General features: G+C 68.8%; 17 protein-coding genes. 10 read left to right on the forward strand and 7 right to left on the reverse strand.

Annotated features, from left to right (window positions below):
- Positions 1–30 precede the first annotated feature (30 nt).
- Both KCH87_RS40400 and KCH87_RS40405 read right to left on the reverse strand, forming a co-directional pair.
- Positions 31–645 (reverse strand): hypothetical protein, encoded by a 615-nt coding sequence (locus tag KCH87_RS40400; protein ID WP_210592886.1) that lies wholly within the window; start codon positions 643–645, stop codon positions 31–33.
- A 100-nt stretch (positions 646–745) separates the two neighbouring features.
- A complete protein-coding gene (locus KCH87_RS40405; protein ID WP_210592887.1) occupies positions 746–1,402 on the reverse strand; it encodes a hypothetical protein in 657 nt (218 codons plus the stop codon).
- A gap of 107 nt (positions 1,403–1,509) precedes the next feature.
- Between KCH87_RS40405 and KCH87_RS40410 the strand changes: the two genes are divergently transcribed.
- Positions 1,510–1,938 (forward strand): hypothetical protein, encoded by a 429-nt coding sequence (locus tag KCH87_RS40410; protein ID WP_210592888.1) that lies wholly within the window; start codon positions 1,510–1,512, stop codon positions 1,936–1,938.
- Between the two features lie 25 nt (positions 1,939–1,963).
- Here the strand turns inward: KCH87_RS40410 and KCH87_RS40415 are convergent, their stop codons facing one another.
- From KCH87_RS40415 to eccCa, 3 genes are all read right to left on the reverse strand, one after another.
- Positions 1,964–2,281 carry a DUF397 domain-containing protein gene (locus KCH87_RS40415; protein ID WP_210592889.1) on the reverse strand — a complete coding sequence of 106 codons (318 nt, stop codon included), beginning with the start codon at positions 2,279–2,281 and terminating at the stop codon, positions 1,964–1,966.
- 153 nt (positions 2,282–2,434) lie between these two features.
- Positions 2,435–2,827 (reverse strand): hypothetical protein, encoded by a 393-nt coding sequence (locus KCH87_RS40420; protein ID WP_210592890.1) that lies wholly within the window; start codon positions 2,825–2,827, stop codon positions 2,435–2,437.
- Positions 2,828–2,980: 153 nt separating this feature from the next.
- Positions 2,981–6,925 carry a type VII secretion protein EccCa gene (eccCa, locus tag KCH87_RS40425; RefSeq protein WP_210592891.1) on the reverse strand — a complete coding sequence of 1,315 codons (3,945 nt, stop codon included), beginning with the start codon at positions 6,923–6,925 and terminating at the stop codon, positions 2,981–2,983.
- Between the two features lie 283 nt (positions 6,926–7,208).
- On the opposite strand from eccCa, the gene eccD reads away from it, so the two are divergent.
- The 6 genes from eccD to KCH87_RS40455 all read left to right on the forward strand — a co-directional run bounded on the left by eccD (position 7,209) and on the right by KCH87_RS40455 (position 14,311).
- Positions 7,209–8,666, forward strand: coding sequence for a type VII secretion integral membrane protein EccD (gene eccD / locus KCH87_RS40430; RefSeq protein ID WP_210592892.1), 1,458 nt, complete (start codon positions 7,209–7,211; stop codon positions 8,664–8,666).
- A gap of 193 nt (positions 8,667–8,859) precedes the next feature.
- The gene (rpsO, locus tag KCH87_RS40435) at positions 8,860–9,147 is read left to right on the forward strand and encodes a 30S ribosomal protein S15 (protein WP_030945091.1); all 288 of its coding nucleotides are present in this window, start codon (positions 8,860–8,862) and stop codon (positions 9,145–9,147) included.
- Positions 9,148–9,462: 315 nt separating this feature from the next.
- Positions 9,463–11,700: a polyribonucleotide nucleotidyltransferase gene (locus KCH87_RS40440; RefSeq protein ID WP_210592893.1), complete on the forward strand. Its 2,238-nt coding sequence runs from the start codon at positions 9,463–9,465 to the stop codon at positions 11,698–11,700.
- A complete protein-coding gene (locus tag KCH87_RS40445) occupies positions 11,697–13,076 on the forward strand; it encodes a pitrilysin family protein (RefSeq protein WP_210592894.1) in 1,380 nt (459 codons plus the stop codon). Before KCH87_RS40440 ends, KCH87_RS40445 begins: the two co-directional genes overlap by 4 nt.
- 33 nt (positions 13,077–13,109) lie before the next feature.
- Positions 13,110–13,862, forward strand: a complete 753-nt coding sequence (gene dapB, locus KCH87_RS40450; RefSeq protein WP_210592895.1) for a 4-hydroxy-tetrahydrodipicolinate reductase — start codon at positions 13,110–13,112, stop codon at positions 13,860–13,862.
- Between the two features lie 5 nt (positions 13,863–13,867).
- Entirely contained in the window at positions 13,868–14,311 is a 444-nt protein-coding gene (locus KCH87_RS40455) for a hypothetical protein (RefSeq protein ID WP_210592896.1), read from the forward strand.
- A 95-nt stretch (positions 14,312–14,406) separates the two neighbouring features.
- Here the strand turns inward: KCH87_RS40455 and KCH87_RS40460 are convergent, their stop codons facing one another.
- Together KCH87_RS40460 and KCH87_RS40465 are read right to left on the reverse strand one after the other, a co-directional pair.
- Complete coding sequence (locus KCH87_RS40460; protein WP_210592897.1) at positions 14,407–14,958, reverse strand: hypothetical protein; 552 nt, start codon at positions 14,956–14,958, stop codon at positions 14,407–14,409.
- A gap of 90 nt (positions 14,959–15,048) precedes the next feature.
- The gene (locus KCH87_RS40465) at positions 15,049–15,288 is read right to left on the reverse strand and encodes a hypothetical protein (RefSeq protein ID WP_210592898.1); all 240 of its coding nucleotides are present in this window, start codon (positions 15,286–15,288) and stop codon (positions 15,049–15,051) included.
- A 249-nt stretch (positions 15,289–15,537) separates the two neighbouring features.
- Here KCH87_RS40465 and thyX point away from each other — a divergent pair, with 249 nt between their 5' ends.
- The 3 genes from thyX (at position 15,538) to KCH87_RS40480 (ending at position 19,229) form a co-directional block, all read left to right on the forward strand.
- Positions 15,538–16,278 carry an FAD-dependent thymidylate synthase gene (gene thyX / locus KCH87_RS40470; protein WP_210592899.1) on the forward strand — a complete coding sequence of 247 codons (741 nt, stop codon included), beginning with the start codon at positions 15,538–15,540 and terminating at the stop codon, positions 16,276–16,278.
- A gap of 211 nt (positions 16,279–16,489) precedes the next feature.
- Positions 16,490–17,389, forward strand: coding sequence for a 4-hydroxy-tetrahydrodipicolinate synthase (gene dapA, locus KCH87_RS40475; RefSeq protein WP_210592900.1), 900 nt, complete (start codon positions 16,490–16,492; stop codon positions 17,387–17,389).
- Positions 17,390–17,543: 154 nt separating this feature from the next.
- Entirely contained in the window at positions 17,544–19,229 is a 1,686-nt protein-coding gene (locus tag KCH87_RS40480; protein ID WP_210592901.1) for a ribonuclease J, read from the forward strand.
- The last annotated feature ends 149 nt before the right edge of the window (positions 19,230–19,378 follow it).

Here is a 19,378-nt window from a genome sequence, read left to right on the forward strand (position 1 = left end):
GGTTGCCGATGCGGTTGCCGATGTGATGCGTCAGGGCGTGCGGCCCCGGGTGCGCTGCCGGTGTCCCTTCACGTCGGGGCGGCCGAGGTGGCCCGCCGCGCGCTCGGACTCGCCGAGCCAGATGTCCGGGACGTGACTCTGGACCGCCGTAACCACCTGCTGCTGGTAGGGGGCAGGGAAGGGGAGGCGGTAGCGCAGGCGGGGAAGACCGGGGTGCAGCGGCTCCTCGTCGCGGACCAGGGTCCACAGGACCGGGTCGTCACGGTCGATGGGGCCGGTGGGGAACAGCTCCAGGGAGTAGACCTTCTGGCTGCGGCCGAGCATGCTCCAGTAGAGGCCGACTCCGGCGAGCGTCTGCCAAGGGATGACGTTCTGAAGATTTCCGTTTGCGACCCACAGGCCGGTGTGGTCGACGAGAAGCCTGGTGCGGCGGTTCGCCCAGTTGGCGATGAACAGGAACACGCCGAGAACACCGAGTGCCAACATGAATACGAGGCCCGCGTACGCCGCGACGCCGGACTCACCTTTCTCGTTCCCGGTGGCAATCACGACAGCGCCGAAGACGCCGACGGCGCCCATCGCGATGAGGAGGACTGAACAGGGGAGCCCCACCGTGGCGCTGCGACGGCCGGTACGTATGACCATGGCATCCGGCGCGGGGGAAGGTGTGTGCGATGGCAACATGGTGCGTGAGCCTAGCGAATTGGGCGCAGGCCACTCTCTGGCCTCAGCTGGTCGCCACCGTTCAGACGAAGTAGCTCACCAGGAACGACACCCCGGCCCCCACGATCCCCACCCCGATCATCCCGATCACGGCCGACCGCGTCACTCCCCGCCCCGCCGCCTCCCACGCCGCGTCGAACGAGATACGGCTCTGCCCGAACGGCGCGAATCCGGTGAGGAGACAGAAGGCGCCGAGGCCCGTGAGGACCCAGCCGCCGAAGAAGGCGCCGAACCAGCGCCAGGCCCGGTCCAGGCCGCTCTGGACGTAGTCGGCATCCGTGGCGGTGTCCGACGTGGGCGGGTCCGTCTGCTGGACCGACAGTTCGGTGCCCTGCGCATAGCGTTGCCTGACCTGCACCGCGGCGTTGGCGTCCGTGCTCTTGCCGTCATCGGAGGCGAAGGCGCCCTCGCAGCGGACGGGGCGGCGGTTCTTGCGGCTGCTGCGGGAGGCGTTGTTCGGGTAACTCACATCGCAACGGTCCACGGTGAGGGTGCCGTGCGTCCCTGCCCAACCCGCCGCGTACGCCCCCTCGTACGCGCCGAATCCGCTCAGGGCGAGACCCGCGAGAAGGAAGACCAGCCCGCCCGCGCGCCCGAGGCGGCCGAAGGCCCGTTCGACGAGGCCGACGAGGGAACGGTCGGTTCCGGTGCCTTTTCCTGTGCCTTGCGTGCGAGCCATGACAACGCGGTCCTTCTCCTCATCGGCAGTGGGGGTCAGCATGGCAGCTGTGCGTGACAGGAGATACTGCGGGTGGCGAGAGGTAACGAACAGCGAGGAGACGCGAGATGGCCAGGCAACCCGAGAACTCACCTAACCCGCAGGGCTCTTCCCAGGACCGCGGTGTGCTGGACGAGGCACTCGAACCGGAGCAGATCCGTTCCCTGAACTCCGCCCTGCGCAAGCTGTCCGAGACCGACAGCGCCGGCAAGGACATGCAGGAGGCGGCGAAGAAGCTGCTCTCCGGCCGCCTTGCCCTGCGCGACGCCCTGGACGACCCGGCAGTGGCACGCGCCCTGGGTGGAGGCATGGAGTCTCTGCGGGGCAAGTGGGAGGCGCTGTCCGAGGAGGAGCGCGACCGGATCAGGCACGGGGAGACGCCTGGGAGCGGTGGCTCCTCCTCGGGGTCGTCCGAGCCGGGGAGCTCGGAGGGGCAGGGCTCGCAGACGGCGAAGAAGAACCAAGGACGCCACAGCGGCGGGTTCTCGCTGTACTGACCTCGATCGACCTCGAGCGACGGTACTAGTCGGCGGTCACGCCACCGTTGTGCGGCGCGGGTTCCAGGTCGAACTCCCCGTCCCGCGCGCCGAGTACGAACGCCCGCCACTCCGCTTCGGTGTACCGCAGCACGGTGTCGGGATCGAGGGACGAGCGCATGGCCACCGCGCCCTGAGGCAAGTACGCGATCTCGACTCGCTCCTCGTGCGACTCGGTACCGGGCGCGGAGTGCCACTCGACCCCGGAGATGTCGAGGGCGTACAGCTCGTCCCGCTCCCGTTCCTTGCGCGCCTTGGTGTCCTCGACCTGGGTCTCGACCTCGTGGTCCCGTGCCTCGGTCATGCTGCTGGGCCTCTTCCTGACGTGCGAACGAAGGGTGTGCCTCACCCTACTGGCGCGGGTGGTGCTCACGCTGCGGAAGCGGCAGGTCACTCACAGCCCGCGGAGTCAGGTCATTCACAGCCCACAGGCTCAGGTCACCCACAGCCCAAGGGCTCAGAGTTCTCCGTCCTGCCGACGACGCTCATGGTGCACGCCCTTCACCATCTCCACCTGGCCGTCGTACTTGGTCGTCAGGTCCCGCCAGGCGGCGTCCTCGTCGCCCTCGTTCCGCTCGTGCCGCACGCCCATCTCCGTGAAGGCCAGCCCGATCCCCGCGAGCCGTTCCGCCAGGCTGCCCATCGACTGGTACATGCCGTCGCGCAGGCCCTCGTAGACAACCCCGAACTTCTCGCCGATGTCGTCGTCGCCCCAGGGCGGAGTGGAACCGCTGCCGCCTTCGAGCGCGGTCAGGCCGGTCTGGAGGGCCTGCACCGCCTTGCCGAAGTCCTGGCCCACCGTGAACATGTTGAAGCCCTCGTCCTTGAGGACCTTGGGATCGGAGTCCATGAAGTCCGACGGCACAACTGCCCCCCGTGGCTCGCCTGTTCTGTCGCAACGCCAGCTTAACGGTGGCGCCCGTGCGAGCCCCACCCCGGACGCGCAACGGAGAGGGGCGGCACCCACCCGGGTGCCGCCCCTCGGCGCTCAGCTCCGCAGAGATCAGTGACGGGCCGCCATCCACCCCGTCTGGATCAACTGCCCACCCCGTCGCCGGGTGTGGAAGTGCCCACGTCCGGGCGGCAGTTGCGACGCGGTGATGTTGCCCAGCAGCGCGCCCTCGATCCGGTCGCCGGAGAGCACGATGCCCTGGGCGCCGAGCTCGCGCAGACGCTGCATCACCGGCTCGTACAGCGACCGGCTGGCACCGCCCGAGGAACGCGCGATGATGACGCGCAGCCCGACGTCACGGGCGAAGGGCAGGTACTCGAGAAGCGGGGCCAGCGGGTTCACGCCCGTCGCCACCAGGTCGTAGTCGTCGACGATGACGAACGCGTCCGGGCTGCTGTACCAGCTGCGGTTGCGCAGCTGTTCCGGCGTGACGTCCGGGCCCGGCATCCGGCGGCCCAGCGAACCGGCCAGGCCCTCCAGCGTCTCCGCCAGAGCGGGCGCCGACGCGCAGTACCGCGACAGGTGCGACTCGGGCACACCCTCCAGGTGGGCGCGTCGGTAGTCACCCATGACGATCTTCGCCTGCTGCGGCGTGTAGCGCTCGGTGATCTGCTTGATGAGCAGCCTCAGCACCGCGGACTTACCGGACTCGCTCTCACCGAACACGATGAAGTGCGGGTCCGTCTCGAAGTCGACGAAGACCGGCGCGAGAGAGGACTCGTCGATGCCGATGGCGACACCGCGCTCCGGGTGCTCGAAGCCCTTGGGCAGCCGGTCCCATGGCAGCAGCGTCGGCAGCAGCCGCACGGACGGAGCGGGGCTGCCCTGCCAGTTCTCGTTGATGCCCCGGACGAGGATCCCCGTCGCCTCCGACAGGTCCTCCGTCTCCGAGGAGCCGTCGACCCGGGGCAGCGCGGTCATGAAGTGCAGCCGCTCCGTCGTCAGACCACGGCCCGGCACGGTGGCGGGCACGTTCTGCGCGACCTTGCGGTCGATCTCCGACTCGGTCGGGTCACCGAGGCGCAGCTCGATGCGGTTCTGGAGCATGTCCTTGAGCGCGGGCCGCACTTCGGTGTAGCGGCTCGCGGTCAGGATCACGTGCACACCGAAGCCGAGGCCACGCGTGGCGATCTCGGTGACGGTGGACTCGAGCAGCTCGTAGTCCGTCTTGAAGGTGGCCCAGCCGTCGATGACGAGGAAGACGTCACCCCAGGGCTGGTCGGGCAGCTGGCCCGCGTTCCGGCGCTGACGGTAGGTCTGGATCGAGTCGACGTTGTTCGCGCGGAAGTACTCCTCGCGTGCGTTGAGGATCCCCTCGACCTCGCTGACCGTACGGCGCACCTTCTCGGCGTCGAGCCGGTTGGCGACCCCGCCGACGTGTGCCAGGTCCTCCATCGAGATCAGACCGCCACCTCCGAAGTCCAGGCAGTAGAACTGCACTTCGGAGGGGGTGTGGGTGAGCGCGAACGACGAGATGAGCGTACGCAGCAGAGTCGACTTGCCGGACTGCGGACCGCCGATGAACAGACCGTGGCCCGCACCACCCGAGAAGTCCCGGTACAGCACGTCGCGCCGCTGCTCGAACGGCTTGTCGACCAGGCCGACGGGCACGTTGAGCCGCCCGAGTGCCGTGTACTCGGGCGCGGTGAGGCCGCGCTCCGGGGTGACGGCGAGCTGGGGGAGCAACTGCTCCAGCGAGGGCGCCTCTTCGAGCGGGGGCAGCCACACCTGGTGGGCGGGCGGCCCCTGGTTGACCATCCTGCCGACGAGGACGTCCAGCACCGTGTCCGCGAGCGCGTCGTCGACCCTGTCGTCGGCCTCCGGCTCGTCGATCACCGGCTGCGGAGGCAGCGCCACGTGCTGCGCGGAGAAGAGCGCGGGCCGCAGCTGGGTGGAGCGGTGCACTCGGGACGGGCCCTCGCCGTGGTACGGCCCCGACACGTACGCGGCCTTGAAGCGGACCATGGTGTCGGTGTCGTACCGCAGATAGCCGGAGCCGGGGATCGACGGCAGGTGGTAGGCGTCCGGCACACCGATCGCCGTACGGGACTCGGCGGCGGAGAAGGTCCGCAGACCGATCCGGTACGACAGATAGGTGTCCAGGCCGCGCAGCTTGCCCTCCTCCAGGCGCTGCGACGCCAGCAACAGGTGGATACCCAGCGAACGGCCGATACGGCCGATCTGGATGAACATGTCGATGAAGTCGGGCTTGGCGGTGAGGAGTTCGGAGAACTCGTCGAGCACGATCACCAGCGAGGCCATCGGCTCCAGCGCGGCGCCCGCGGCCCGGGCCTTCTCGTAGTCGTGCAGGTTCGCGTAGTTGCCGGCCGTGCGCAGCAGCTCCTGACGGCGCTGTGTCTCACCCATGATCGAGTCACGCATACGGTCGACCAGGGTGAGGTCGTCGGCGAGGTTGGTGATCACGGCCGCGGTGTGCGGCATGTCCGCCATACCGGCGAAGGTCGCACCGCCCTTGAAGTCCGCGAGGATGAAGTTCAGCGTCTCCGAGGAGTGCGTCACCGCGAGACCGAGCACCAGCGTGCGCAGTACCTCGGACTTGCCGGAGCCGGTCGCGCCGACGCACAGGCCGTGCGGGCCCATGCCCTCCTGCGAGGCTTCCTTGAGGTCCAGCATGACCGGCTCGCCGGCCTCGCCGACACCGATCGGCACACGCAGCCGCTCGTGCAGGGTGCGCGGACGCCAGGTGCGGGAGACGTCGACGGCACCCGCGTCGCCGATGCCCATGAGATCGGTGAAGTCCAGGTTGGACAGAAGGGGTTCGCCCTCCTCCGCGGAGCCGACCCGGAAGGGGGCCAGCTGCCGGGCCAGCGACTCGGCCTGCGCCGCGCTCAGCACGTCGGCCTTGCCGGTGTACGCGGACTCGTGGCCGACGAACAGCCGCATCCGGTCCGGCTTGGCGTAGATCGTGAGGCCCGCACGCAGCTCGTCCTCCAGCTCGCCGGGGGCGATCTCGAGGAAGGTGACGCCCTGGAGGCCTTCGGCGCTGGCGAGTTCGGAGTCCGGTGGCACGGTGCCGCCGTCGAGCACCACGATCATGTGCGGCTGGTCGTAGACCGGGTTGGCCTCACGGTTCCAGCGCGGCCGGTCGTCCAGCTGGTCCGCCAGCGCCTCTTCCAGCTCTCCGAGGTCGTCGAAGAGGAGCCGGGTCGAGCCCGCTCCGTCCTTGACCTTCGGGTGCTGGCTGTGCGGCAGCCACTTGATCCAGTCCCAGTCCGATGCCGCGGAAGGATGCGCCACCACGGCGACCATCAGGTCCTCGGGCGAATGCAGCGTCGCCAACTGGCACAGGGTGGCACGGGCGTTGGCGTAGACCGTGTCGGTCTCGCCGCACAGCGTCACGTGGTAGAAGGCGCGCAGCGAGACGGAGACAGGCAGGTCGGACAGACTGCCGTGTGCGTCGAGGAAGGCCTTCATGGCCGCCGCGGTCAGCGGCTCCAGCTCATCCTTGGGCGCCGTCTCCGGGGCGACGAGCGGAGTGTTCAGCTGCTGGATGCCGCGACCGATCCGTACGGAGGCGAAATCCGCGTCGGTCGGGCGCCGCTCCCACAGCCGCTTGCCGTCGGCCGCCACCGCCCACAGCTGCTCCGGGTCGGGATGCTGGAAGAGCTGGCTCCGCCGCTGAAGCTCGGCGGTCTTGTGCACGTCCTTGCGGACCTGTTCGAGATAGCGGAAGTAGTCACGCCGGTCCTGCGCCATCCCCGCGCCGCCGCCCTGCCGGGACTTGGCGAACTGGGCGATGGCCATGGCCAGAGTCGATGCCAGCATCAGCCCGCCGACGACCCGCATATAAGAGGGCAGGCCCGGCATGAAGAAGAAGCCGACGGAACCCAGCATGCCGAACATCGGCAGCAGGGTCATCAGCATGCCGTCGTCGCCCTCACGTGGGATCTCGGGCGGCGTTTCCAGCTTGACATCGCCGTCCGGGACAACCGGGGGCACTATCCGCGGTGGTCGTTTGATGATGACGACGCTCACCGATGCACTCATCCTTCGCGATTTGATACGTCTGTTACGTCCTGGCGTCGACGCCCCCGTGTGCTGCGACGTGTTCTCGTTCGCTTAGGCGTCATCCGTGTGTGAGCGACGATCCTACTGATGCGCCGAGGGCGCCAGCGAGTCAGGAGGATGGAGATGCCGAGGGGGCACGGGGAGGAAACCGGGGAGGTGGGCGGCGCGCCCCCCGTTGCAATGGATAAGGTGGCGCTCCGCGTCGTACGAGCGGCGCGAGGAAGCGTTGTCCAGCAGGGGGAAGTACCAGGTGAGCACGGGGACATCGACGGGTTTCTGCCGAATCACGATCGCAGCGCCCGACAGTCGGGTCGATGTGGCGCTGCCGGAGGATCTGCCGATCCAGGACCTCTTTCCTGAGATCGTCAGGCTCTCGGGCCTGGTCCAGCCGGACAGCGATCCCGCCGGCTACCACCTCGTACGGCGCGAGGGCCAGGTCCTCGACGCGAGCCGTTCGTTGCTGGAGCACCGGGTCAGGGACGGCGAGGTGCTGCTGCTGCGCACCTTCGCCGATTCACTGCCGCCGGCGGTTCACGACGACGTGGTGGACGCGATCGCCGCCGCGGTCAAGCAGGACCTCCGCAGCTGGAACGACAACCTGATGCGGCTGGCCGGTCTCGTCTCCGGTGCGCTTCTGCTGATCATGCTCGGCTTCGTCTTCTGGTTCGCGGATCCGGTACGGCACGACATGCACGGCCTCCAGGGCATCCTCGCCGGCGTGGTCGCACTGGCCCTGACGACCCTCTCCGGTATCCGAGCCCGGGTGTACGACGACCGCGGTTCCGCCGTCGCGCTCGGCGTCTCGGCCCTGCCGCACGCGCTCATCGCGGGCTCCGGCGTCCTTCCCCAGGACGCGGGCGAGGGCCCCGGCCGGCTCCAGTTCCTGGTCGGCTGCGTCGCCGTACTCCTCGTCTCGGTCGTGCTGATCATGCTGTTGCCGCAGGGAGACGCTCCGTTCGTGGCCGCCGCGCTGGCCGCCGCGATCGGCACGCTCGCCGTGTTCTGCGGTGTGCTCACCGAAGCGAAGCCGAGTGAGATCGCCGCAGGCACCTCGGTCGTCGCCCTGGCGGTCGTCGGCTTCCTGCCCGGCTGGTCGGCCCGCTTCGCCAAGTTGCCGATCGGCTTCCGCAACCCGGAGGACCTGGCCCGGGCCCGCCGCGAGGGCCAGGAGGGCGACCTCGAAGCCGTCGACGTCCAGCGCATCGTCGCCCGGACCAGCCGGGGCCACGAGCTGCTGCTCGGACTGGTCGGCGGCTGTGCCGCCGTCATCGTCGGCGCGGGCGGCGCGGTGCTCGGCTTCAGCGACGGGAGCTGGGCCCAGCTGCTGGCCCTGTGCACCGGCCTCGCCGCGATGCTGCGGGCGCGTCTCTTCCGGTACACCGCCCAGGTCACCTGCCTGTTCGTCGCCGGTGTCGTCACGCTGGGTCTGCTGGTCCTCGGCCTCGCGATCTCACCGCCGGCCGGCATCATCGCCGAACTGCTCCAGGGCAACTCCGGTCCGGTCGACGTACGGACCCTGTGGCTTGCGGCCTCGGTCGGCGGCGGAGTCCTGGTCCTGATCGCGATCGCTCTGATCGTGCCGCAGAAGGGGCTCTCGCCTTTCTGGGGCCGCATGCTGGATCTCGCGGACTCGCTGGTACTGCTCTCCCTGATCCCGATCTGCCTGGCCGTCCTCGACGTCTACGGCAAGGTCCGCGGCGGCGTCTGACCGGCGGAAGGACGCCTGTCAAGAGCGTGCTGGTGGGCTGGTACGCTGTGTGACGACCGCTCGTGTACGCACCCCCGGAGCCCCAGGCCCCGAAGGCCGCGCCCAGCGGATCCCGCCTCCCGAGTAACGGAAGCTCCCCCGAGAAGTGGACCGGGGGCACTCGGTGGCCCTTTACAGACTACGAGGAGTACGCGTGTCGCTCGACGCCGCTACGAAGAAGCAGATCATCACCGAGTTCGGTCAGAAGGAAGGCGACACCGGCTCCCCCGAGGTCCAGGTCGCGATGCTCTCGCGCCGTATCTCGGACCTGACCGAGCACCTCAAGACCCACAAGCACGACCACCACTCCCGTCGTGGTCTGCTGATCCTGGTCGGTCAGCGCCGCCGGCTGCTCCAGTACCTGGCCAAGAAGGACATCCAGCGCTTCCGTGCGCTGGTCGACCGCCTCGGCATCCGTCGCGGTGCGGCGGGCGCCAAGTAAGACGCCGTGAAGGGAGCGGTTCCCGAGACGATCGGGGGCCGCTCCCTTTGCCGTACGTGCGGAAACGTGCGGAGTGTCACACACGCTTTGTACTGTGGTAGCACAACGCAATACGCACGACACAGCACGACAGGAAATAGAGGAGAAGCGCGCCTCGCCGCCGCCGGTCCTCGGTAGTGGCCCCCGGGCGAATGAGAGCCCCGGGTGCTTCGATCGAAGACCGGCCCGCACCAGACGGAGCGCTTCTCCGCCACCGTCCCCCTGCCACACGGGCAGCCACGGGACAAAAGACGACAAGTAACGGAGAAAACGCTAGTGGAGAACGAGACCCACTACGCCGAGGCCGTCATCGACAACGGCTCCTTCGGCACCCGCACCATCCGCTTCGAGACGGGCCGCCTGGCCAAGCAGGCCGCCGGCTCCGCCGTGGCGTATCTGGACGACGACACCATGGTGCTGTCGGCCACCACCGCCTCCAAGAACCCCAAGGACCAGCTCGACTTCTTCCCGCTGACGGTGGACGTCGAGGAGCGGATGTACGCGGCCGGGAAGATCCCCGGTTCCTTCTTCCGCCGTGAGGGCCGGCCGTCCGAGGACGCCATCCTCACCTGCCGCCTCATCGACCGCCCGCTGCGCCCGTCCTTCAAGAAGGGCCTGCGCAACGAGATCCAGGTCGTCGCCACGATCATGGCGCTCAACCCCGACCACCTGTACGACGTCGTGGCGATCAACGCCGCCTCCGCGTCCACGCAGCTGGCCGGTCTGCCCTTCTCCGGCCCGATCGGCGGCGTCCGCGTCGCGCTGATCAACGGCCAGTGGGTCGCGTTCCCGACGCACACCGAGCTCGAGGACGCCGTCTTCGACATGGTGGTCGCGGGCCGCACCCTGGAGGACGGCGACGTCGCGATCATGATGGTCGAGGCCGAGGCCACCGACAAGACCATCCAGCTGGTCAAGGGCGGCGTCGAGGCGCCGACCGAGGAAGTCGTCGCCGCCGGTCTGGACGCCGCGAAGCCCTTCATCAAGGTGCTCTGCAAGGCCCAGGCCGACCTCGCCGCGAAGGCCGCCAAGCCGACCGGCGAGTTCCCGATCTTCCTCGACTACCAGGACGACGTCCTGGAGGCCCTCACCGGCGCCGTCAAGCCGGAGCTCGCCCAGGCGCTCACCATCGTCGGCAAGCAGGAGCGCGAGGCCGAGCTGGACCGCGTGAAGACGCTCGCCGCCGAGAAGCTCCTGCCGGAGTTCGAGGGCCGCGAGAAGGAGATCTCCGCCGCGTACCGCTCGCTGACCAAGTCCCTGGTCCGTGAGCGCGTCATCAAGGAGAAGAAGCGCATCGACGGGCGTGGCGTCACGGACATCCGTACGCTCGCCGCCGAGGTCGAGGCCATCCCGCGGGTGCACGGTTCCGCCGTGTTCGAGCGTGGCGAGACCCAGATCCTGGGCGTCACCACCCTCAACATGCTCCGGATGGAGCAGCAGCTGGACACCCTTTCGCCGGTGACCCGCAAGCGCTACATGCACAACTACAACTTCCCGCCGTACTCCACCGGCGAGACCGGCCGCGTCGGCTCCCCGAAGCGCCGCGAGATCGGCCACGGCGCTCTCGCCGAGCGCGCCCTGGTCCCGGTCCTGCCGACGCGTGAGGAGTTCCCCTACGCGATCCGCCAGGTGTCCGAGGCGCTCAGCTCGAACGGCTCGACCTCCATGGGCTCGGTCTGCGCCTCGACCATGTCGCTGCTGAACGCCGGTGTGCCGCTGAAGGCCCCGGTCGCCGGTATCGCCATGGGTCTGATCTCCCAGGAGATCGACGGCGAGACGCACTACGTCACCCTCACCGACATCCTCGGTGCGGAGGACGCCTTCGGCGACATGGACTTCAAGGTCGCCGGCACCAAGGAGTTCGTGACCGCCCTCCAGCTCGACACCAAGCTGGACGGCATCCCGGCCTCCGTCCTGGCCGCGGCCCTGAAGCAGGCCCGTGACGCCCGCCTCCACATCCTCGACGTGATGATGGAAGCGATCGACACGCCGGACGAGATGTCCCCGAACGCCCCGCGGATCATCACCGTCAAGATCCCCGTGGACAAGATCGGCGAGGTCATCGGCCCCAAGGGCAAGATGATCAACCAGATCCAGGAGGACACCGGCGCCGAGATCACGATCGAGGACGACGGCACCATCTACATCGGTGCCCAGGTCGGCTCGCAGGCCGAGGCCGCCCGCGCCACGATCAACGGCATCGCCAACCCGACCATGCCGGAGGTCGGCGAGCGCTACCTGGGTACGGTCGTCAAGACCACGACCTTCGGCGCGTTCGTGTCCCTGCTCCCGGGCAAGGACGGTCTGCTGCACATCTCGCAGATCCGCAAGCTGGCCGGCGGCAAGCGCGTGGAGAACGTCGAGGACGTCCTCGGCGTGGGCGCCAAGGTCCAGGTCGAGATCGCCGAGATCGACTCCCGCGGCAAGCTCTCCCTCATCCCGGTCATCGAGGGTGAAGAGGGCGACGACAAGGGCGACACGAAGGACGACACGAAGGTCGACACCGACCAGTGACGTCGAGCAGCTCCACGGCGACGGCCCGCACCTCTTCGGAGGCGCGGGCCGTCGCCCGTACCCAAACCCTGATCAAGGGCGTCAACGGCATCGGTACGGTCCGTAAGACCACCCTCCCCGGAGGCCTCCGGATCGTCACCGAGACCCTCCCGTCCGTGCGCTCCGCGACCTTCGGTATCTGGGCGCACGTCGGCTCCCGCGACGAGACGCCGTCCCTGAACGGCGCCACGCACTATCTGGAGCACCTCCTCTTCAAGGGGACGACCCGCAGGTCCGCGCTGGACATCTCCTCCGCCATCGACGCGGTCGGCGGCGAGATGAACGCGTTCACCGCCAAGGAGTACACGTGCTACTACGCGCGCGTGCTCGACGCCGACCTGCCGCTCGCCATCGACGTCGTCTGCGACATGCTCACGGGCTCCCTCATCCTCGAAGAGGACGTCAACGTCGAGCGGGGCGCCATCCTCGAAGAGATCGCGATGACCGAGGACGACCCGGGCGACTGTGTGCACGACCTGTTCGCGCACACGATGTTCGGCGACAACCCCCTCGGCCGCCCCGTCCTCGGCACGGTCGACACGGTCAACGCCCTCACCGCCGACCGCATCCGCCGCTTCTACAAGAAGCACTACGACCCGACCCACCTCGTGGTCGCGGCCGCGGGCAACATCGACCACAACAAGGTCGTACGACAGGTCCGTGCGGCCTTCGAGAAGTCGGGCGCCTTCAAGAACGTCGACGCCACGCCCTTCGCGCCGCGTGAGGGCCGCCGGGCTCTGCGTACCGCCGGGCGCGTCGAGCTGATCGGCCGCAAGACGGAGCAGGCTCATATCGTCCTCGGTATGCCGGGCCTCGCCCGCACGGACGAACGCCGATGGGCGCTCGGCGTGCTGAACACCGCGCTCGGCGGCGGTATGTCGTCCCGGCTCTTCCAGGAGGTCCGTGAAAAGCGCGGCCTGGCCTACAGCGTGTACTCGTACACGTCCGGCTTCGCCGACTGCGGCCTCTTCGGCGTGTACGCGGGCTGCCGCCCGTCCCAGGTGCACGACGTGCTGAAGATCTGCCGCGACGAACTCGACCAGGTCGCCGAACACGGCCTGCCCGAGGACGAGATCGACCGTGCCATCGGCCAGCTCCGCGGCTCCACGGTGCTCGGCCTGGAGGACACGGGCGCGCTGATGAACCGTATCGGCAAGAGCGAACTGTGCTGGGGCGAGCAGATGTCCGTCGACGACATGCTGGCCCGCATAGCCTCGGTCACCCCGGATGACGTCCGCGCGGTCGCCCGCGACATCCTGGGACAGCGGCCCTCGCTGTCGGTCATCGGCCCGCTGAAGGACAAACAGGCGTCCCGTCTGCACGAAGCGGTCGCGTAAGTCCCCTCCTGTAGTCCCGAAGGAAGCAAGAACATGAGCAAGCTGCGCGTGGCGGTCCTCGGCGCCAAGGGCCGGATCGGAGCCGAGGCGGTACGAGCGGTCGAGGCCGCCGAGGACATGGAGCTGGTCGCCGCCCTCAGCCGGGGCGACAAGCTGGAGACGCTGGCCGAGACCGGCGCCCAGGTCGCCGTCGAACTGACCACGCCGGCTTCGGTGATGGGCAACCTCGACTTCTGTGTACGGCACGGCATCCACGCCGTCGTCGGGACGACCGGCTGGACCGAGGAGCGCCTCGCGCAGCTCAAGGGCTGGCTGGCCCAGTCCCCGGAGACGGGCGTGCTCATCGCGCCCAACTTCTCCATCGGGGCGGTCCTGACGATGAAGTTCGCGCAGATCGCCGCGCCCTACTTCGAGTCGGTCGAGGTCGTCGAGCTGCACCACCCGAACAAGGTGGACGCCCCCAGCGGCACGGCCACCCGCACGGCCCAGCTCATCGCGGAGGCGCGGGCGAAGGCTGGTTCCGCCCCGGCGCCGGACGCCACGGTGACGGCCCTGGGGGGCGCGCGCGGTGCCAGTGTCGACGGGATCCCGGTCCACGCCATCCGCATGCGTGGCCTGCTCGCCCACCAGGAGGTGCTGCTGGGCGGCGAGGGCGAGACGCTGACCGTTCGCCACGACTCGCTCCACCACAGCAGCTTCATGCCGGGCATCCTGCTCGGCGCCCGCCGCGTGGTGACCACTCCGGGCCTCACCTTCGGCCTGGAACACTTCCTGGACCTCGGCTGACCGTCATGGGCGCGAAAATCACCTATGCCGTCACGGCTGCCGTCCTGGTCGTCTACTTCGTCCTGGTCGGCAGCCGCGGCGTCATGCTCATACAGGCCGGCACGGTCCTGACCGTCACCTTCGGCATCGCGGTGCTGATCCTGCCGGTGATCGGCGTGTGGTTCCTCTGGAAGAACACCGAGTTCGTCCGTAAGGCCAACCGGCTCGCCGCCGAACTCGACGCCGAGGGCGGCCTGCCCGTCGACGAGCTGAAGCGCACCCCCGGTGGCCGCATCGACCGCGACTCCGCCGACGAGGTCTTCGCCAAACGCAAGGCCGAGACAGAGGCCGCCCCCGACGACTGGCGCAGCTGGTTCCGCCTCGCCGTCGCCTACCACGACGCGCGCGACACCCCCCGCGCCCGCAAGGCGATGCAGCGGGCGATCACGCTGAGGGAGACGGCGCGCTGAGGAGCGCCCCGAAGGGGCGCGGGGCTGTATCGATATGCGGCTCCGCCGCGTGGGCGCGACCAGCCCCCACTGGCCCGCAGATTCTCACGTTGCTCCTAGCGGAGCGCCTCCGCAGCCCACGCCTCAATCGTGTCCGCCGCCCGCTCGAACGCCTCCGGCCGTGCCAGGAAGTCGGCGTTGTGCGTCGTCAGCAGCGGCTGCTCGTCCTCAGGAGCGCGCCCCTGGCGTACGACGGTCAGGGCCTGCCCCTGCACCGTGCGCGGCAGTCCGAGCCAGCGCACCGGCTGCTGCACCGTCCGTACGGCGACGAGCCGGTCCCAGGTCACCGTACGTGTGCCGAGGAAGCCCACTCGACGCAGCCCGTGCGCGCTCACCCAGACGCCCATGCGCAGCATCCGCAGGGCGGCCACGATCGCGGCCAGCGCGATACCGAAGATCACCCCGGACTCGGTGAGCGTGCCGGTGAACGCGATGATGACCGCCGCGAACAGTACGAACGAGGCGAGCAGCAGCAGCATCGCCGCCACGCCCACCCGCCAGGGCCCGGGACGGTAGGGGCGCCGCCAGCGGTCACGGTCGTCGAACGGCAGCGCGACATCGTCCGCCGCCTCGTATACGTGGTCGGCCGTCAGGAAGGGCAGGGGCACGGCTGGTCCTCACTCAATCCATGCATGGGCTGTGCCCGGTGAGGCTATCGAGCGGTGCCCCGGCTCACCACCCTTGGGGTCCGGATGGAGTCAGCGCCCGTTGGACGCCTGGGACTGCTCGGTCTGCGTCGACGACTGGTCCTGGGACAGCGCCGGCATCCCGAGGACCAGGGAACCGACCAGCCCGGCCACGATGGTGAAGCCCAGCAGCCAGCGCCCGGCCAGCTGTCCCGCGGACGCCCGCTCGCGCGGTGGGGGAGTGACATTGCCGCGATACCTGTCGGCCTCGGCGAGGAAGGCGAACGGGACGGGTTCGCGCCGACGAAACATCAGAGGTACCTCTCCTCTCAGGAACCCTGGCCGCTTTGGGGCTCTCAGGGATCGAACGAATCGCTGTCATCAAGACAGACGAGCGATCACCCCAAAAGGTGCCCGATTTCCCAGACTTCGCAGAAGTTCGCAGAAGTTCGGCAGCGTTCGCGGCTGAATGTCGCGGCCCGGCACCGAACGCCCCGTTGTCAGTACCGGGCCGTAGAGTGGACGCCGCCCGAGAGACGTGATGGAAGGACCCTCCGAGCCGTGACCGACACTCCCGCCGACGACCTCAAGCCCAGCTTCCGCGGTGACGTCACCGTCGAGCTGGTCAAACACACCGCGTCCGACGCCGATGTGCTCTTCGCCGCCCGCGTCTCGACCATCGGCGAGCAGTCCCTGGAAGAGATGGGCAAGGACCCCGAGCGCTCCAAGGGCCTGATCAACTACCTGATGCGGGACCGGCACGGCAGCCCCTTCGAGCACAACTCCATGACGTTCTTCATCAGCGCCCCGATCTTCGTCTTCCGCGAGTTCATGCGCCACCGCGTGGGCTGGTCGTACAACGAGGAGTCGGGCCGGTACCGGGAGCTCCAGCCGGTCTTCTACGTCCCCGACGAGTCCCGCAAGCTCGTCCAGGAGGGCCGCCCCGGCAAGTACGTCTTCGTGGAGGGCACCCAGGCCCAGCAGGAGCTGGTCGGCCGAGTGATGGAGGACTCGTACCGGCAGGCGTACGAGGCCTACCAGGAGATGCTCGCCGCCGGCGTGGCCCGCGAAGTGGCCCGCGCGGTCCTCCCTGTCGGCCTGTTCTCTTCCATGTACGCCACTTGCAACGCCCGCTCGCTGATGCACTTCCTCGGCCTGCGCACCCAGCACGAACTGGCGAGGGTCCCGTCCTTCCCGCAGCGCGAGATCGAGATGGTCGGCGAGAGGATGGAGGCGGAGTGGGCCAAGCTCATGCCGCTCACCTACGCCGCCTTCAACGCCAACGGCCGTGTCGCGCCGTAGCGCACGCCTGCTTCCCTGTCGGGCACAGATGTACGGGGCGGCAGGGCGAAGTGTCCGTATTGCGGCATTCGGAGAAGTTCATCTAGCCTGATCAAACGGACCCGGCACTGCCTGAACCCCCGAGCAGGCAGTGCCGGGCTCCACCTTTGTCATGACTTGTCGCCTATCCCGAGGGCAGACCCCGCCTTGAGCAGCGAGTAGCGTGTTACCCATGGCTCCGACCTCCACTCCGCAGACCCCCTTCGGGCGGGTCCTCACCGCCATGGTCACGCCCTTCACGGCGGACGGCGCACTCGACCTCGACGGCGCGCAGCGGCTCGCTTCCCATCTGGTGGACGCAGGCAACGACGGCCTGATCATCAACGGCACCACCGGCGAGTCACCCACCACCAGCAATGCGGAGAAAAAGGATCTCGTACGAGCCGTCCTCCAGGCGGTCGGAGACCGGGCCCACGTCGTCGCCGGCGTCGGCACCAACGACACCCACCACAGCCTCGAGCTCGCCCGCGCGGCCGAGGAGACGGGCGCGCACGGCCTCCTGGTCGTGACGCCGTACTACAACAAGCCCCCGCAGGAAGGCCTCTACCGGCACTTCACGGCCATCGCCGACGCCACCGAGCTGCCGGTCATGCTCTACGACATCCCCGGCCGCAGCGGCGTCCCGATCAACACCGAGACGCTGGTCCGCCTCGCCGAGCACCCGCGCATCGTCGCCAACAAGGACGCCAAGGGCGACCTCGGCCGCGCCAGCTGGGCCATCGCCCGCTCCGGCCTCGCCTGGTACTCCGGCGACGACATGCTGAACCTGCCGCTGCTCTCCGTGGGCGCCGTCGGTTTCGTCTCCGTGGTCGGCCATGTGGTCACGCCGGAGCTGCGTGCCCTGGTCGATGCGTACACCGCGGGCGACGTCCAGAAGGCGACCGAGATCCACCAGAAGCTGCTCCCGGTCTACACGGGTATGTTCCGCACCCAGGGCGTCATGACCACCAAGGCCGCGCTCGCCCTTCAGGGCCTGCCCGCCGGACCGCTGCGCGCGCCCATGGTCGAGCTCGCTCCAGAGGAGATCGAGCAACTCAAGATCGATCTTGCCGCCGGCGGGGTACAGCTCTAGCACCAGACTTCGCGCGATGCTTCGCGCAACAGACTTCACAACTGAATAAGCGGGCCACCGGTGCCTGCGCCCCACAACGACAACTGCTACTGCACGAACGTCACGCGCGCCACGTGCCCCACCGGTACGTGGCGCGTGTGGTGAGGAGAGTCTTTTGAGTCATCCGCATCCTGAACTCGGTACGCCCCCGCCGCTCACCGAAGGCGGTCTACGGGTCACCCCGCTCGGCGGCCTCGGCGAGATCGGCCGGAACATGACGGTCTTCGAGTACGGCGGCCGTCTGCTGATCGTCGACTGCGGAGTGCTCTTCCCCGAGGAGGAGCAGCCCGGAATCGACCTGATCCTGCCCGACTTCTCATCCATCAGAGACCGCCTCGACGACATCGACGGCATCGTCCTCACCCACGGCCACGAGGACCACATCGGGGGTGTGCCCTTCCTGCTCCGCGAGAAGGCCGACATCCCGCTGATCGGCTCCAAGCTGACCCTCGCGCTCATCGAGGCCAAGCTCCAGGAGCACCGCATCCGCCCGTACACCCTGGAGGTGGCGGAGGGACACCGTGAACGCATCGGTCCCTTCGACTGCGAGTTCGTCGCGGTCAACCACTCCATCCCGGACGCCCTGGCCGTGGCCATCCGCACCCCGGCCGGCATGGTGGTCCACACCGGCGACTTCAAGATGGACCAGCTCCCGCTGGACGGCCGCCTCACGGATCTGCACGCGTTCTCACGTCTGAGCGAGGAGGGGATCGACCTTCTCCTCTCGGACTCGACGAACGCCGAGGTCCCGGGTTTCGTCCCGCCCGAGCGCGACATCTCGAACGTGCTGCGCCAGGTCTTCGGAACCGCCCGCAAGCGGATCATCGTGGCGAGCTTCGCCAGCCACGTCCACCGCATCCAGCAGATTCTGGACGCGGCCCACGAATACGGCCGCCGCGTCGCCTTCGTCGGCCGTTCGATGGTCCGCAACATGGGCATCGCACGGGACCTGGGTTACCTAAAGGTCCCGCCCGGCCTGGTCGTCGACGTCAAGACGCTCGACGACCTCCCTGACGACGAGATCGTGCTGGTCTGCACGGGCTCACAGGGCGAGCCCATGGCGGCCCTGTCGAGGATGGCGAACAGGGATCACCAGATCCGCATCGTCGACGGCGACACGGTGATCCTGGCGTCGTCGCTCATCCCCGGCAACGAGAACGCGGTCTACCGCGTGATCAACGGCCTCACCCGCTGGGGTGCGAACGTCATCCACAAGGGCAACGCCAAGGTGCACGTCTCGGGCCACGCGTCCGCGGGCGAGCTCCTGTACTTCTACAACATCTGCCGCCCGAAGAACCTGATGCCGGTGCACGGCGAATGGCGCCACCTGCGCGCCAACGCTGAACTGGGCGCCCTGACCGGCGTCCCGCACGACCGCATCGTCATCGCTGAGGACGGCGTCGTGGTCGACCTCATCGAGGGCAAGGCCAAGATCTCCGGAAAGGTCCAGGCGGGTTACGTGTACGTCGACGGCCTCTCCGTCGGCGACGTGGGCGAGCCCGCCCTCAAGGACCGCAAGATCCTCGGCGACGAGGGCATCATCTCGGTCTTCGTCGTCATCGACTCGTCGACCGGCAAGATCACGGCGGGACCGCACGTCCAGGCCCGTGGCTCCGGCATCGAGGACTCGGCGTTCAGCGACGTCCTCCCGAAGGTCACGGAAGTCCTGGAGCGCTCCGCCCAGGACGGCGTCGTGGAGCCCCACCAGCTCCAGCAACTCATCCGACGCACGCTGGGCAAGTGGGTCTCGGACACCTACCGCCGGAGGCCGATGATCCTCCCGGTCGTGGTGGAGGTCTGACCCACGTACGACCCCTCGTACGTGTGAACGTGGAGCGGGGGGGCTTTATTTGCGTCTCCGCGAGCCCCCCCCCGCGATTCATTGCCTCCGCTTCTCGCGGGCCCGGGCGGCCCGTGTCGCTGGACCCGGCCCTGACAGCAAGCCCCGAA

The organism is Streptomyces sp. GESEQ-35 (assembly GCF_017948485.1).
Taxonomy (GTDB): Bacteria; Actinomycetota; Actinomycetes; order Streptomycetales; family Streptomycetaceae; genus Streptomyces.